At 31.0% G+C, this 16,593-nt stretch carries 12 protein-coding genes and 1 pseudogene; 10 read left to right on the top strand and 3 right to left on the bottom strand.

Features of this window, described 5'->3' with window-relative positions:
* Positions 1–20: 20 nt before the first annotated feature.
* The gene (locus HMPREF2629_RS07640) at positions 21–1,076 is read right to left on the bottom strand and encodes a M24 family metallopeptidase (protein ID WP_049415022.1); all 1,056 of its coding nucleotides are present in this window, start codon (positions 1,074–1,076) and stop codon (positions 21–23) included.
* A gap of 129 nt (positions 1,077–1,205) precedes the next feature.
* Here HMPREF2629_RS07640 and HMPREF2629_RS07635 point away from each other — a divergent pair, with 129 nt between their 5' ends.
* Positions 1,206–1,895, top strand: a complete 690-nt coding sequence (locus tag HMPREF2629_RS07635) for a metal-dependent hydrolase (RefSeq protein WP_054105798.1) — start codon at positions 1,206–1,208, stop codon at positions 1,893–1,895.
* 58 nt (positions 1,896–1,953) lie between these two features.
* Here HMPREF2629_RS07635 and HMPREF2629_RS07630 read toward each other — a convergent pair whose 3' ends face one another.
* The gene (locus tag HMPREF2629_RS07630; protein WP_048679566.1) at positions 1,954–2,367 is read right to left on the bottom strand and encodes a universal stress protein; all 414 of its coding nucleotides are present in this window, start codon (positions 2,365–2,367) and stop codon (positions 1,954–1,956) included.
* Between the two features lie 216 nt (positions 2,368–2,583).
* Between HMPREF2629_RS07630 and HMPREF2629_RS07625 the strand changes: the two genes are divergently transcribed.
* The 8 genes and pseudogenes from HMPREF2629_RS07625 (at position 2,584) to pyk (ending at position 13,462) form a co-directional block, all read left to right on the top strand.
* The gene (locus tag HMPREF2629_RS07625) at positions 2,584–3,882 is read left to right on the top strand and encodes a DRTGG domain-containing protein (protein WP_054105797.1); all 1,299 of its coding nucleotides are present in this window, start codon (positions 2,584–2,586) and stop codon (positions 3,880–3,882) included.
* 30 nt (positions 3,883–3,912) lie between these two features.
* Positions 3,913–4,851 (top strand): DHH family phosphoesterase, encoded by a 939-nt coding sequence (locus tag HMPREF2629_RS07620; protein ID WP_048761533.1) that lies wholly within the window; start codon positions 3,913–3,915, stop codon positions 4,849–4,851.
* 20 nt (positions 4,852–4,871) lie between these two features.
* Positions 4,872–8,075, top strand: coding sequence for a DNA polymerase III subunit alpha (locus HMPREF2629_RS07615; protein ID WP_054105796.1), 3,204 nt, complete (start codon positions 4,872–4,874; stop codon positions 8,073–8,075).
* Between the two features lie 194 nt (positions 8,076–8,269).
* A pseudogene (locus tag HMPREF2629_RS11170) lies at positions 8,270–8,428 on the top strand (NAD-dependent malic enzyme); the annotation flags it as partial.
* Positions 8,429–8,738: 310 nt separating this feature from the next.
* Positions 8,739–9,605: an acetyl-CoA carboxylase, carboxyltransferase subunit beta gene (accD, locus tag HMPREF2629_RS07610; RefSeq protein ID WP_017176124.1), complete on the top strand. Its 867-nt coding sequence runs from the start codon at positions 8,739–8,741 to the stop codon at positions 9,603–9,605.
* Positions 9,598–10,542, top strand: a complete 945-nt coding sequence (locus HMPREF2629_RS07605; protein WP_017176125.1) for an acetyl-CoA carboxylase carboxyltransferase subunit alpha — start codon at positions 9,598–9,600, stop codon at positions 10,540–10,542. The genes accD and HMPREF2629_RS07605 overlap by 8 nt, the downstream gene beginning before the upstream one ends.
* 173 nt (positions 10,543–10,715) lie before the next feature.
* Complete coding sequence (pfkA, locus tag HMPREF2629_RS07600; RefSeq protein WP_054105795.1) at positions 10,716–11,684, top strand: 6-phosphofructokinase; 969 nt, start codon at positions 10,716–10,718, stop codon at positions 11,682–11,684.
* A gap of 17 nt (positions 11,685–11,701) precedes the next feature.
* Positions 11,702–13,462: a pyruvate kinase gene (gene pyk / locus HMPREF2629_RS07595; RefSeq protein WP_017176127.1), complete on the top strand. Its 1,761-nt coding sequence runs from the start codon at positions 11,702–11,704 to the stop codon at positions 13,460–13,462.
* Positions 13,463–13,768: 306 nt separating this feature from the next.
* Here pyk and HMPREF2629_RS07590 read toward each other — a convergent pair whose 3' ends face one another.
* On the bottom strand, positions 13,769–15,121 hold the full coding sequence (locus tag HMPREF2629_RS07590) for an amino acid permease (protein ID WP_017176128.1): 1,353 nt from the start codon (positions 15,119–15,121) through the stop codon (positions 13,769–13,771).
* Between the two features lie 349 nt (positions 15,122–15,470).
* Between HMPREF2629_RS07590 and HMPREF2629_RS07585 the strand changes: the two genes are divergently transcribed.
* Positions 15,471–16,589: a citrate synthase gene (locus HMPREF2629_RS07585; RefSeq protein ID WP_017176129.1), complete on the top strand. Its 1,119-nt coding sequence runs from the start codon at positions 15,471–15,473 to the stop codon at positions 16,587–16,589.
* Positions 16,590–16,593: the final 4 nt, after the last annotated feature.

Below are 16,593 nucleotides of genomic sequence, written 5' to 3'. Positions count from 1 at the left end.
AAGAGAGATTTAATTTTAAATTACTTATTATAATGTGTAAGTATTTCAAATCCAGTATCAGTGACTAAAATATCATCTTCAATTCTGACGCCAGCGACATCAGGTACATAAATGCCAGGTTCAATTGTAATCACCATACCTGCTTCAAGTAAATTTGTATTTGTACTTGATACATCTTGATATTCATGTTCTTCTAAACCGAGTCCATGTCCTAATCGATGAGGGAAGAAATCACCGTAACCCGCTTCTGAAATAATGTCTCTAGCAATTTTATCAATATTTTGTAAAGGGACACCTGGTTTAATTGCTTCAATAGCACTTTGTTCAGCTTTTAAGACAATATCATAAATCGTTCTTGCTTCTTTACTTGGTTCACCAAATTTTACAGTTCTTGTCATATCACTACAATATTGATTATAGACTACACCTAAATCAAATAATACATATTCATTCTTAACTAATGTTCGATCTCCAGGTACACCATGTGGAGATGCAGCATGATCACCAAATAGTACCATTGTATCGAAACTCATTTCACTAACGCCATATTTTTTAATTTCATTTTCAATATGATTTACAACTTCTCTTTCAGTTACGCCTTCAGATAAAAATGAAACACCAATATCTATACATTTATCTGCAAGTTCAGCAGCTTTTTTTATATTTTCAACTTCATTTTCATCTTTAATATTTCTTAGCTTTTTAATAGTTAAATCGATATCTTCATACGCTTTAACGTTAAAGTTATTCGTAAGTTCTCGTTGACGTTTAACAGTGAGATGCTCACTTTCAATTAATAATTTATCAAATGTATGGGGTGCTAAATCGAAAGGACTCTCAGTATCTAAATAGCCAACAATATTTCCATTAAAAGGTGAATGCTTAACTTCTTCAACTTCCATTTTAGGACAATATAATGTGCATTCACCATTTGAAGTTATAAGTAACGCAAACAATCTTTCATGAGGTTCACTTCTATAACCTGTGAAGTAGAATATATTAAGTGGAGTAGTAATCCATGCTGCATCAGCATTTTTATCTTTTAATGTTGCAATAATTTCGTCTGTTTTAATCATAATACGTATCCTCCTATAGTTTAATCAATTTAATTTTACGTCTAAATAGAAATGAATTCAAAGTGTTTCAAGTTATAAATATAATTATCAGGGTATAATAATAATATTAAAATATAGGAGGTTCTATATATGAAACTTTCATTTCATGGACAGTCAACGATTTATTTTGAAAGTAATGACAAAAAAGTAATTGTTGATCCATTTATTTCTGGTAATGATAAAAGTGATTTAGATGAGCAGACATTAGATGTGGATTATATTATTTTAACGCATGGACATGGTGATCATTTTGGTGATGTAGTTGAATTAGCTAATCGCAATCATGCTACAGTGATTGGTTCTGCAGAAGTACAAGGCTATTTAACAACGTATCATGGAATTGAACACGCACATGGTATGAATATTGGCGGTAAATATCAATTTGATTTCGGTACAGTAAAATTTGTTCAATCCTTCCACAGTTCAAGTTATACTAATGAAGATGGAATACCTGTTTATTTGGGTATGCCAATGGGCGTTATCATTGAAGCAGAAGGTAAAACAATTTACCATGCAGGAGATACTGGTTTATTTAGCGATATGAAATTAATTGCTGAACGTCATCCAGTAGATGTATGTTTTATTCCTATTGGTGATAATTTTACTATGGGTATTGAAGATGCAAGTTATGCAATAAATGAATTCATTAAACCTAAAATTTCAGTGCCTATTCATTACAATACATTCCCATTAATTGAACAAGATCCACAGAAATTTAAAGAAGCAGTATCTCAAGGAGAAGTACAAATTTTACAACCTGGTGATGAAGTGACATTTTAATGATATATAGAAAAGACGGTAAATATAGCATTTACCGTCTTTTTTTATAAGATTAAAATTATTTAACTATTAAAACAGGGATAGTAGCACGTTTAGCAACTTTATGACTAACACTACCTAAAACAAATTTCTTTTGTTGTTCAGCTTTACGGTTACTTAATACGACAATGTCATATTTACCACTATTTGCATGTTTCACCAATTCATCTTTTGGATTTCCACGAACGATAATTTGATCATAATTAATACCATAATCATCTAAAGTATGACGTGTGTGTTCAAGTCCTTGATCACGACGATGTGTCAATTTTTCGATGTGAGTCCCTCCTTTAATAGAGGCTTGGATGTCTTGTTCACCAATCGCATTCATGATTGTAACAACGGTACCTGGGCCAGCTAATTTTGAAATTTCTTTCAATGCTTTGTCATTTTTTAATTGAGTATCTACACCTAGTAATATGTTTTTATACATAGGTCATCCCTCCTTATATTTAATTATATAATTAGTGATTTAATATTTCCATCAAATTTATATTTTTATTATTTAAATTAACTTCATTTTTATACATTAAAAACAAAATGATACCGATATGTTAGTTTTTGATACTTTTGTCACATTCAAATCGATTTTTATAAATAAAAAAGTTATAATATATTAGACATTGTCTAAAAATGAAGAGGGTTGAAAATGACTAAACATGAACAAATTGTATCTTATATAGAATCATTAAATATAGGACAAAAAATTTCAGTTAGAAAAATAGCCAAAGTAATGAATGTTTCTGAAGGGACTGCTTATAGAGCAATTAAAGATGCTAGTCAACTTGGCTTTGTAACCACCATCGATAGAGTGGGTACAGTTCGGATAGATAAAAAGAGTCGCGAACAAATTGAACATCTTACTTTTCAAGAAATTGTGAATATTATTGAAGGTGACATCATAAGTGGGAAAAATGGTTTAAATAAAACTGTTAGTAAATTTGCAATTGGAGCTATGGAACTAAAAGATGTAGTAAAGTATATTGGAAATCAAACGTTATTGATTGTAGGTAACCGTCCTGAAGTTCAGATGGAAGCATTAAAAAGAGGAAGCGGTATACTTATTACCGGTGGATTTAGTACAGCTCAAAATATTATTGATTATGCAAATAAACAAGAGTTACCTATTATTTCTTCAAATTATGATACATTTTTAGTAGCTAATATCATTAATAGAGCCATGTATAATCAAATGATAAGAAAAGAGATACTTATTGTTGAAGATATCGTAAAACCTATCAATGATATGACGGTAGTGTTTGATGAAATGGGTTTAGAAGACTATATTTCTCGTGCAAAAGTCACAGGACATTCTCGTTTTCCAGTAGTAAATAAAGATTGGAAACTTGTGGGAATTGTAACGAGTAAAGAAATTATTCATATGAACGAAGATGATAAGATTAATAAAGTCATGACAAGACGACCTATCAATGTTGAATTAACAACTACAGTAGCGAGTTGTGCTCATATAATGATTTGGGATGGAATTGAAATTTTACCTGTCACAACAAGAAATAAAAAAGCAATAGGTGTTATTACACGAAATGATGTGTTAAAAGCAATGCAATTAATTGGAAGACAACCTCAAATTGGAGAAACCATTATCGATCAAATTGCCAAACATATCTCAATAAATCATAATGAGACTTCAGTTAAAATTTCACCAGTTTTAACCAACCAATATGGTACGTTGAGTAAAGCAATATGTGTCGCAATTATTGAAGAAACAATTAAACATGAATTGCGTAAGTATAAAAAAGTAGATGTTATGATTGAAAGCTTGAATATCATTTATATTAAAAATGTCGCAATTGAAAGTACGCTTGATGTAAAGTATAACATGTTAGATGTAGGAAGAAATTTTGCTAAATTAGAGGTCACTATGACTTGTAAAAATGAGAAAGTTGCAAATGCAATGGTTATATGTCAAATGTTTGAAGGTGTTTAAAATAGTTTTTGAAATTAAAGGAGAAAAGAAATGGTAGAAATTTTTAATAAAATAATGAATGAAATTGATAAATATGAAACTGTTATTATTCATAGACACGTTCGTCCTGATCCAGATGCATATGGTTCGCAGTTAGGCTTAAAATATTATTTGCAACGTAAATTTCCAGAAAAGTCTATTTATGCAGTTGGGCAACCAGAATCTTCTTTAGCATTTATAGGGGATTTAGACAGAGTTAGAGATGATATGTATCAAAACGCTCTAGTGATTGTTTGTGACACAGCAAATGCACCTCGTATCGATGATCAAAGATTTAATCAAGGCAAAGATTTAATTAAAATTGATCACCATCCTGCTACTGATCAATATGGCAGAATAAATTATGTAGATACTAATGCAAGTTCAACAAGCGAAATCATTTTTGATTTTATTACACATTTTAATGATATTAATATTATCGATGAATCTGTCGCACGTGTTCTATATTTAGGAATTGTCGGAGACACAGGTCGTTTTTTATTTAGTAATACCACACCACATACTATGAAGGTTGCTAGTCGTTTGCTAGAATTTCCATTTAATCATAATGAGATATTAAATCAATTGGGTGAGAAAGATCCAAAACTTATGCCATTCCAAGGATATATTTTACAAAATTTCCAATTAAGTGAAGATCATCAATATTGCCAAATAAAGATTACTAAAGACGTCCTAAACCAATTTCAAATTGCACCTAACGAAGCATCTCAGTTTGTTAATACCGTAGCGGATATCAAAGGTCTAAAAATATGGATGTTTGGTGTTGATGAAGGTGATCAAATTAGATGTCGATTACGTTCTAAAGGAATTACTATTAATGATATAGCTAATCAATTTGGCGGTGGAGGACATCCAAATGCATCTGGAGTCTCTGTTGAAAATTGGGAACAATTTGAGACTTTAGGTGAAGCCTTACGCCAAAAACTATAAATTACGAAAGGAAGTCATATATGTTTGTACATTTGAATATTCATTCAACATATGATTTATTATATTCAAGTTTAAAAATTAACGATGTTGTATCAAAGGCAAAAGAAAATAGATATCAAGCACTTGCAATTACTGATACGAACGTATTATATGGCTTCCCTAAGTTTTATGACGCATGTGTTAAAGAGGGAATTAAGCCAATATTTGGAATGACTGTAATGGTTTCTGATGAAATTAGCACAATTGAAACAGTATTATTCGCAAAGAATAATGAAGGTCTCCATGCTCTGTATCAACTTTCTTCTGCAATAAATATGAAACAAAAGACTACGATACCCCTAAAATGGCTACAAAAATATAGTTATCATCTTGCTATTGTTTTTAAAGATGCTCATGCGTCTCATCAATCGTTAATTCAAACACTAAAGAATAATGAGTCAGTATTCATAAATCACACAAGTCAATTAGATTTTTCAGACGATAAAATTGTCTTTCTTAATAATGCAAGATATTTAAATCCTGAAGATGCAGATACAATACCTGCATTAAAAGCAATAAAAAACAATACAAAATTGGATTTAGTAAATGATATTAAGGATGCTCATGAATATTTTCCAACTAGTGAAAATATTAAAGCATTTCAATTGTCTGAAAAAATAATAGCTAATACAAAGGCTTTAGCTGATGAGTGTAACGCAGAAATTCAATATCATCAAAATCTATTGCCTAACTTTAAAACCCCTAATCAACAAAGTACTAAATCCTATCTTTTAGAAAAGTTAAAATATAGTCTTAAAGAATTTAAATTAGATAAAGATCAGCGATATATTGACCGATTACATCATGAATATTCAATAATAACGAATATGGGATTCGAAGATTATTTTTTGATAGTGAGCGATTTAATACATTTTGCTAAAACGCATGACGTGATGGTTGGACCTGGACGTGGTTCATCTGCAGGATCTTTAGTCAGTTACTTATTAGGTATCACAACTATTGATCCAATTAAATTTGATTTATTATTCGAGCGCTTTTTAAATCCAGAACGTGTCACTATGCCAGACATTGATATCGATTTTGAGGATACAAGAAGAGAAAAAGTGATTCAGTACGTACAAGAAAAGTATGGTCAATATCACGTATCAGGTATCGTCACTTTTGGTCACCTATTAGCAAGAGCTGTAGCGAGAGATGTAGGCCGTATTATTGGTTTTGACGAAAAAACGTTAAATGAAATATCGAATTTAATCCCACATCAATTAGGTATTACACTAGAAGAAGCCTATCAAAATGAAAAATTTAAAGCATTTGTTCATAAAAGTTATCGTCATGAAAAATGGTTTGAAATTAGTAAAAAACTAGAGGGCTTACCACGTCATACATCTACCCATGCTGCTGGAATAATTATTAATGATAAACCATTGTATGATTTTGCTCCTTTAACAATGGGAGATACAGGTATATTGACTCAATGGACAATGACTGAAGCAGAACGATTAGGTTTATTAAAAATTGACTTTCTTGGTCTTAGAAATTTATCAATTATTCATCAAATTATCACTCAAGTAAAAAAAGATTTAAATATTGATATCGATATAGAACAAATCCCTTTTAATGATCAAAAAGTATTTAAATTATTATCTCTAGGAAACACTACAGGTATATTTCAATTAGAATCAGAAGGTGTTAGAAGAGTATTGATGGAATTACAGCCTGAACACTTTGAAGACATCGTTGCTGTAACATCATTGTATAGACCTGGTCCAATGCAAGAAATTCCTACATACATATCAAGAAGACATCGTCAAAGTGACATTAAATACTTACATCCTGATTTAGAGCCTATTTTAAAGAAGACATATGGCGTCATTATTTATCAAGAACAAATCATGCAAATTGCTAGTCAATTCGCTAATTTTAGTTATGGTCAAGCAGATATATTGAGACGTGCAATGAGTAAAAAAAATAGAGCTATTCTAGAAAGTGAACGTCAACACTTTATTGAAGGGGCTGTAAGTAATAATTATGATGCATCAATTAGTGAACGTATTTTCGAACTAATATTAAAGTTTGCGGATTATGGTTTTCCTAGAGCTCATGCAGTGAGTTATTCTAAAATTGCATATATCATGGCTTATTTAAAAGTGCATTATCCTAATTATTTCTACGCGAATATTCTCAGTAATGTTATAGGTAATGAAACCAAAACGGCAATAATAATAGAAGAAGCTAAAACTCAAAGTTTAAATATTTTACCTCCAGATATTAATAAAAGTCACTGGTTTTACAAAGCGACAGAAAAAAATATTTATTTATCGTTGGGTGCAATAAAAGGTGTGGGATATCAAAGCGTCAAATCTATAGTAGACGAACGATCTGAAAATGGATTGTATAAAGACTTTTTTGATTTCACCAGAAGAATTCCTAAGAAAATTAAAACTAGAAAATTATTAGAAGCATTAATATGTGTGGGCGCATTTGATTCATTTGGTAAAACTAGATCAACACTATTATCTACAATTGATGAAGTTATTGATCAAGTTTCGAATGTTGAACAAGATGAATTTTTATTTAATATGTTAACACCGAAGCAAGCCTATGAAGATAAAGAGGAATTCAGTGATCAAATAATTAGTGCTTATGAAAAAGAATACTTAGGATTTTATATTTCTAACCATCCAGTTGAAAAATTATTTTATATCAAACAATATTTAGGTATATTTACGATTAAGAATAGCTTAGATTATCAACCTATACTTGTTCAGGTTAATCAATTTAAGCAAATAAGAACAAAAACTGGACAACATATGGCTTTCTTGGTTCTAGATGATGGTAGAACCACTATTGATGGTGTTTTGTTTCCAGATAAGTACAAACAATATGAGACAATGAGTCAACAACAAAATGATATTCTAGTCGTTCATGGCAAATTTGAAGAACGAAATCAAAAGAGACAAATTATCATTCAAAGTATGGATACAATTAACGACTTTGAAAATAACAAATTATCTCAAGCCAAACAAATAATGGTTAGAAACGTCAATCAATTAGAAGATATTAAATCATTTTTAATAGATCAAACGACACATAACGATTTAGAAGTAGTTTTATTTAATGAAATGCAACAACAAACTCAATCTTTAGGATTTTTACAAAAAGAAATGGAACAAGTCGAAAGGTTTATAAAGATGTTCAAGCCAAGTGACATCAGAATTATATAACTTTTATATGCAAAAAAATTATGATATAGTTAATTGATGGTTATAAAGAAAAATTAATAATTTTATTGATTTTTTTATCTCTTGATTTAATAACATGTAGCATATAAAAATGGTTTTTAAAATTGAACTTAATTGTTACAAAAATCCTTCTTTTCAAAAGTAATTTAATTATAAATCAATTAGAGATTGATTAAATGTCTTTAAGAGACGATGCATTACAAATGCATAAAGAGAATCAAGGTAAATTAAAAACTACACCTTATGTTAAAGTAACCAATATAGAAGAGCTAAGTTTAGCATACTCTATAGAGGCAGTAGAATCGTGTAAAGAAAGCTATGAAGAATCAAGGAAGTAGTGCTAAAGTAGTAGGAACGAGACGACCTTATTTTCGAAATCAAATTAATAAGATATTAGCTTATCTAGGTGTTTTTAGAGTTGTTTTAGATATTGAATCTACTCCTTTCGATTAAAGAGTGACACCATCAGCGACACAAGATTTAACACAATCTGCTATGGAATTAGGTGTTGCATGTATTGAAGTAGATTTCCATGACGTATATGATAAAACAATGAAGTTAACAGATTTAAAATAAAGTAAGCGAATTTAAAAGTAACTATTTAAAATAACGAAATTATTGAGTGAGTTATGCGGAGGTTTACGCATGTTTAAAGATTTTTTTAATAGAAGTAGTAAAAAAAAGAAATATTTAACGGTACCGGATTCTAAACAAAATGACGTACCAGCGGGTATCATGACTAAATGTCCTAATTGTAAAAAAATAATGTATACAAAAGAACTAACTGAAAATTTAAATGTATGCTTTAATTGTGATCATCATATCGCACTTCCTGCATACAAAAGAATAGAAGCTATTTCAGATGAAAATTCGTTCAAAGAATTCGATAAAGAAATGACATCTTCTAATCCTTTAGATTTTCCTGGTTATCAAGAAAAGGTGGAAAAAGATCAAAAGAAAACGGGTTTAAATGAAGCCATCGTAACTGGTACAGCAGAATTAGATAGCGTGAAATATGGCATTGCAGTTATGGACTCACGATTTAGAATGGGAAGTATGGGTTCAGTCGTAGGGGAAAAAATCTGTAGAATCGTTGATTATTGTACTGAACATCGGTTACCATTTGTATTATTTTCTGCAAGTGGTGGTGCCAGAATGCAAGAAGGTATTATTTCATTAATGCAAATGGGAAAAACAAGTGTATCATTAAAACGACATTCTGATGCTGGATTATTATATGTTTCTTATTTAACACATCCTACTACTGGTGGTGTATCAGCTAGTTTTGCTTCTGTGGGTGATATTAACCTAAGCGAACCTAAGGCTTTAATCGGTTTTGCTGGACGTAGAGTTATAGAACAAACAATTAACGAAAAATTGCCGGAAGATTTTCAAACTGCTGAGTTTTTATTAGAACATGGTCAATTAGATAAAGTTGTGCATAGAAAAGACATGAAAGCAACACTTTCTGAAATTTTAAAACTACATCAAGAGGTGAAGACGAATGCTTGATTTCGAGAAATCTTTATATGAGATTAAAGAAAAGATTAATTCATTGAAGGAATCTCAAGAAAAAAATGACGTCGACTTACAAGATGAAATTGATTTGTTAGAAGCCTCTTTGGAAAGAGAAAGAAAAAAAATATACACCAATTTAAAACCTTGGGATCGAGTACAAATTGCAAGACTTCAAGAAAGACCTACAACACTTGATTATATTCCATATATCTTTGATTCATTCATTGAATTACATGGAGATCGTAATTTTAGAGATGATCCTGCGATGATTGGTGGAATAGGATATCTCAACAATCAACCGGTAACTATCATAGGTCAGCAACGAGGGAAAGATACTAAAGATAATATTTATCGTAATTTTGGAATGGCTCATCCTGAAGGTTACCGTAAAGCTTTACGCTTAATGAAACAAGCTGAAAAATTTAATCGTCCTATTTTTACGTTTATTGATACAAAAGGTGCATATCCGGGAAAAGCAGCTGAAGAACGAGGGCAAAGTGAATCAATTGCGAAAAATTTAATTGAGATGGCTTCTCTTAAAGTACCTGTGATTGGTGTTGTCATCGGTGAAGGTGGAAGCGGTGGTGCGCTTGGTATTGGTATAACTAATAAATTATTAATGCTTGAAAATAGTACTTATTCTGTTATTTCTCCAGAAGGGGCGGCAGCATTACTTTGGAAAGATAGCTCTTTAGCAAAAATGGCTGCTGAAACGATGAAAATTACTGCAAAAGATTTACTGGAACTAAACGTGGTAGATGAAGTTATTAATGAACCACAAGGCGGCGCTCACAGAGACGTCGTTTTTCAAGCAAAACAAATTAAACAATCTTTTATTCATCAGCTTAATGAATTAAATAAATTAGATGGACAAGCTTTAGCGAATCATCGATTTAATAAATTTAGAAATATTGGTACCTTTATTAATTAACACAGAATGACTAGAAATTTTAATTAAAATTTCTAGTCATTTTTTTTATATAAATTAAATTAAAAATTTAAAACGTTTACATATATATAATCTATCAATATTAATGGAATAGATAATAAAATTATGGTAATTTATACATGAAGATTATTATAGTTAGGAAAGGGTATGTCGCTATGAAGAGAATTGCGGTATTAACAAGTGGTGGAGATTCACCAGGCATGAATGCTGCTGTTAGAGCAGTCGTACGAAAAGCAATTTATAATAATATCGAAGTTTTTGGTGTTTATCAGGGTTATCAAGGTTTACTTGATGATAATATCCACAAACTTGAATTAGGAAGTGTTGGAGATACGATTCAACGAGGAGGAACTTTTCTATATTCTGCTAGATGTCCTCAGTTTAAAGATGAGAGTGTAAGACAAAAAGGGATTGAGAACTTACACAAGCATGGTATTGAAGGACTTGTAGTAGTCGGTGGAGATGGCAGTTATAGAGGTGCTCAACGTATTAGCGAAGAAACAACCGATATAAAAACAATTGGTATCCCTGGAACAATTGATAATGATATTAATGGTACTGATTTCACTATTGGTTTCGATACAGCATTAAATACGATTATTGACTGTGTCGATAAAATCAGAGATACTGCTTCAAGTCATGCGAGAACTTTTGTTGTAGAAGTAATGGGACGTGATTGTGGTGATTTAGCACTGTGGGCTGGATTGTCAGTAGGTGCTGAAACAATCTTAGTCCCAGAAGAGCACACAGATATTAAAGATGTTGCTGAAAAAATTGAAAGTGGTATTAAACGTGGAAAAAAACATTCTATCGTTATGGTAGCAGAAGGTTGTATGAGTGGCCATGAATGTGCAGAACAATTAACTAAATATATCAATGTTGATGCACGTGTATCTGTTCTTGGTCACATCCAACGTGGTGGTAGTCCATCTGGTGTAGATCGAGTACTTGCTTCAAGATTAGGCGGTTATGCTGTAGAATTGTTAATGCAAGGTCAAACAGGATTCGGTGTAGGTTTACAAAATAACCAACTTACAGCAACACCATTTGATGAAATTTTCAATAATGAAAGCCATAAATTCAACACTCGTATTTATGACTTAGCAAAAGAATTATCTATATAATTTAGGAGGCTTTTATAATGAGAAAGACTAAAATTGTATGTACTATAGGACCTGCTTCAGAGTCTGAGGAAATGTTAGAAAAATTAATGAATGCTGGAATGAACGTTGCACGTTTAAATTTCTCTCATGGTAGTCATGAAGAACATAAAGCACGTATTGATTCAATTCGTAAAGTATCTAAAAAATTAGGTAAAACTATTGGTATTTTATTAGATACTAAAGGACCTGAAATTCGTACACATGATATGAAAGACGGCTTGATTGTACTTGAAAAAGGTAAAGAAGTTATTGTGAGTATGTCTCAAGTTGAAGGTACACCTGAAAAATTCTCAGTCACATATGAAGATTTAATTAATGATGTTCAAATTGGATCATACATTTTATTAGATGATGGTTTAGTAGAATTACAAGTTAAAGATATTGATAAAGATAAAGGCGAAGTTAAATGTGATATCTTAAATACTGGTGAATTAAAAAATAAAAAAGGTGTAAACTTACCTGGTGTTAAAGTAAACTTACCTGGTATCACTGATAAAGATGCTGCAGATATTAAATTTGGTATTAAAGAAGATATTGATTACATTGCAGCAAGCTTTGTACGTCGTCCTAGTGATGTATTAGATATTCGCGAAATTTTAGAACAAGAAAATAATGATAATATTACGATCTTCCCTAAAATTGAAAACCAAGAAGGTATTGACAATATCGAAGAGATTTTAGAAGTATCTGATGGTTTAATGGTTGCGCGTGGTGACATGGGTGTTGAAATTCCACCTGAATCTGTGCCAATCGTTCAAAAAGATTTAATTAGAAAATGTAATAAATTAGGAAAACCTGTCATTACTGCAACTCAAATGCTTGATTCAATGCAACGTAATCCACGTGCAACAAGAGCTGAAGCAAGTGACGTTGCTAATGCAATCTATGATGGTACAGATGCAGTTATGTTATCTGGTGAAACAGCTGCAGGACAATATCCTGAAGAAGCAGTTAAAACAATGAGAAATATCGCAATTTCAGCTGAAGCTGCTCAAGATTACAAAAAATTATTATCTGATCGTACTAAATTAGTAGAAACATCATTAGTAAATGCGATTGGTGTATCTGTAGCACATACTGCTCTAAACTTAAATGTTAAAGCAATTGTAGCTGCAACTGAAAGTGGTTCAACAGCGATTACAATTTCTAAATATCGTCCACATTCAGATATTATTGCAGTAACACCTAGTGAACATACTGCAAGACAATTAGCACTAGTATGGGGTGCATATCCAGTTGTTAAAAAAGGACGTAAAACAACAGATGATTTATTAAATAATGCAGTAGCAACAGCTGTTGCTACTGAAAAAGTTGGTAATGGTGATTTAATTATCATTACTGCTGGCGTTCCAACTGGTGAAAAAGGTACGACTAATATGATGAAATTACATTTAGTAGGTGATGAAATTGCTAAAGGTCAAGGTGTTGGTCGTGGATCAACAACTGGTAAAACAGTGATTTCTAAAACTGCTAGTGATTTAGAAGGAAAAGACCTAAGTGAATCAATTATTGTGACTAATTCAGTAGACGAAAGTTATGTTCCATATGTTGAAAAAGCTGCAGGTTTAATTACTGAAGAAAACGGTATAACATCACCAAGTGCAATCGTTGGACTTGAACAAGGTATCCCAACTATTATTGGTGTTGAAAATGCAACTAAAGAATTGAAAAATGACTTATTAATTACTGTTGATGCAAATCAAGGTAGAATTTTTGAAGGGTATGCGAATGTCCTTTAATTAAACAACTGTATAAGTATGTTTAATTAAAATGCTAGAAGAGCGAGAATAACCACATTAGTGGATAAAATTCTCGCTCTTTTTTATATTATTTAAACATATTAAAAAAGTGGAATAGAGCCGTATTCGTCGTCCCACCTTGCGTTGAACGTAGATTTTCATTAAGAAAATCTCTATGTTGGGGATAGTAGTGTTTAAAAATGCTTATTACAAGAGTATTTCAATTCAGACATCGACTGCATTAACATAAAAATGACTGGAACATTATCAATTGTTCCAGTCATTTTTTATATTGATATTTTAATGTTAATTTGCTACTTTTTTATATCTTAAATACATAATACCTAAAATAATAAACCAAATGGGTGTTAAGAAAATAGCGTTTCTTGTTGTTGCATTTACAAATAGTAAACAAAACACAAATATGAAGAATGCTAAAATAATATAGGCCATATATTTTCCACCAGGAAGTTTGAATTTTGCTTTTTTATGTAATTCAGGATTTTTTCTATGATAATTAATATAAGCCCAAATAATTAAAGCCCACACGATAATAAATAATACTGTTGAAATTGTTGTAACATATGTAAATACTAGCGTTGCATTTGGAAAAATATAGTTTAATAATGCTGTCACCAATAATAACGCAGATGATACTATAATTGCGATATGTGGTACACCTTGTTTGTTAGTACTTTTAAATATAGAAGGCGCTTGTTTTTGTTCAGATAATCCAAATAACATACGACTATTTGAGAAGATACCACTATTACAAGATGAAGCAGCAGCAGTTAAAACTACAAAGTTAATTAATCCAGCTGCAAACGGAATACCAATTAATGAGAACAATCTAACAAATGGGCTCTCATTTGGATCCACTTTGTCCCAAGGAATAATAGACATAATGACTGCTAAAGCACCTACATAGAAAATTAAAATTCTAATTGGTACTGCATCTATAGCTTTAGGTATTGTTTTTTCTGGATCTTTAGTTTCACCAGCGGTTACCCCAATCATTTCAATACCAACAAATGAGAATAAAGCCATTTGGAATGACATAAAGAAACCAGAGGTTCCATTGGTAAAAATACCATGTTTATAAAGATTAGTTAAACTTGCATGTCCAAATTGAGTTTTATAAGCAAATAAAATCATTATTGCACCAATGACGATTAAAGCTATAATAGTTATAATTTTAATAATAGCAAACCAGAATTCTAATTCTCCAAATAATTTTGCACTTAATAAGTTAAAAACCATTAATATTAATACGCAAAATAAAGCAGTAATCCAGTTTGGTATAGTTGGAAACCAGAAACTAACATATTTGGCAACTGCAGTTACTTCTGCCATTCCCGTTATAATCCAGCATAACCAATATGTCCATCCAGTAACGAATCCTGCAAATGGTCCAATATACTCGTTTGTTACATCAGCAAATGATTTAAAACGAGTATTTTGAATAATGATTTCTCCAAGACCTCTCATAAACATAAATAGCATGAATCCAATAATGATATAGGTTAATAGAATAGAAGGTCCAGTCATAGCTATAGTTTGACCTGCACCTAAGAATAATCCAGTTCCGATAGCGCCACCAAGAGCAATCAATTGTACATGACGATTACTTAATCCTCTTTGTAATTTTTCTTCTGCCATAAGACAACTCCCTTACATTTAATTAATATTAATTATGCACTTATATATTAAATTCGACAATTATTTTTCTAAATTTTTTCTAAAAATTTTATTAACATTGAGTTAATAAAAAATAATCATTGTTGATAAATAATTAAAATATTCATTATTTTCACATAAGTCAACCTTGTCTTACTATTCATAAATAGCTTTATAACAATTTTTACTATCATTATAATTAAAATTAATATATAAATAATTTACTAATGAAAATTTAAACCACATATATAATTATTCACAAAACTTATAATTTTAGATATACTATTTTATGAAAGCCATTACATTATGTAAAAGAAAAGGGGAATTACTTATGGCAGAATTACAAAAAGGTTTAGAAGGGGTTATCGCAGCAGAAACTAAAATTAGTTCAATTATTGACAGTCAATTAACTTATTCAGGATATGATATTGATGATTTAGCTGAAAATGCTCAATTTGAAGAAATCATGTTCTTATTATGGAATTATAGATTACCAACACAAGAAGAACTTGAAGAATTAAAAGAGAAACTTAAACAATATATGACATTAAATCCAAGGGTATATAAGCATTTTGAAGAATATGCTACGGATGATGTACATCCAATGACTGCATTACGTACCTCTGTTTCTTATATTGCACACTTTGATCCAGATGCTGAAGAGGAAACAGATGAAAGTCGAAAAAATCGAGCTATTCGTATCCAAGCAAAGATTGCATCATTAGTTACAGCGTTTTCACGCGTGCGAGAAGGAAAGGAACCTGTTAAGCCCAATTCTGATTTAAGCTATGCAGCAAACTTCTTGTATATGTTAAAAGGGGAATTGCCATCTGATACTGAAGTTGAAGCTTTTAATAAAGCTTTAATATTACATGCTGATCATGAACTTAATGCTTCAGCATTTACAGCAAGATGCGCAGTATCATCTTTATCTGATATGTATTCAGGTATTGTAGCAGCAATTGGTTCATTAAAAGGCCCTTTACATGGTGGAGCAAATGAACAAGTTATGAAAATGCTATCAGAAGTTAAATCACTTGATGAAGTAGATAATTATTTAGATAAGAAACTCGCTAACAAAGAAAAAATCATGGGATTCGGTCATCGTGTATATAAAGAGGGAGATCCACGTGCCAAGTACTTAAAAGAAATGAGTCGAAAAATAACTTCTGAAACTGGACATAACGAATTATATGAAATTTCTCTTGCAATTGAAAAGCGTATGCATGATGAAAAAGGTTTAATTCCAAATGTAGACTTCTTTAGTGCAACTGTTTATCATAGCATGGAAATTCCACACGATATTTTTACACCTATCTTTGCTGTAAGTCGTACTGCAGGATGGACCGCGCATATTTTAGAACAATATCGTGATAATCGAATTATTCGTCCGCGTGCAAAATATGTTGGAGAAACAAATCGTAAATATGTAGCAGTAGAAGAAAGATAAAATA

The sequence above is a fragment of the Staphylococcus sp. HMSC034C12 genome, assembly GCF_001835895.1.
Taxonomy (GTDB): Bacteria; Bacillota; Bacilli; order Staphylococcales; family Staphylococcaceae; genus Staphylococcus; species Staphylococcus hominis.
This window is presented reverse-complemented; position numbering and strand designations above follow the sequence as displayed.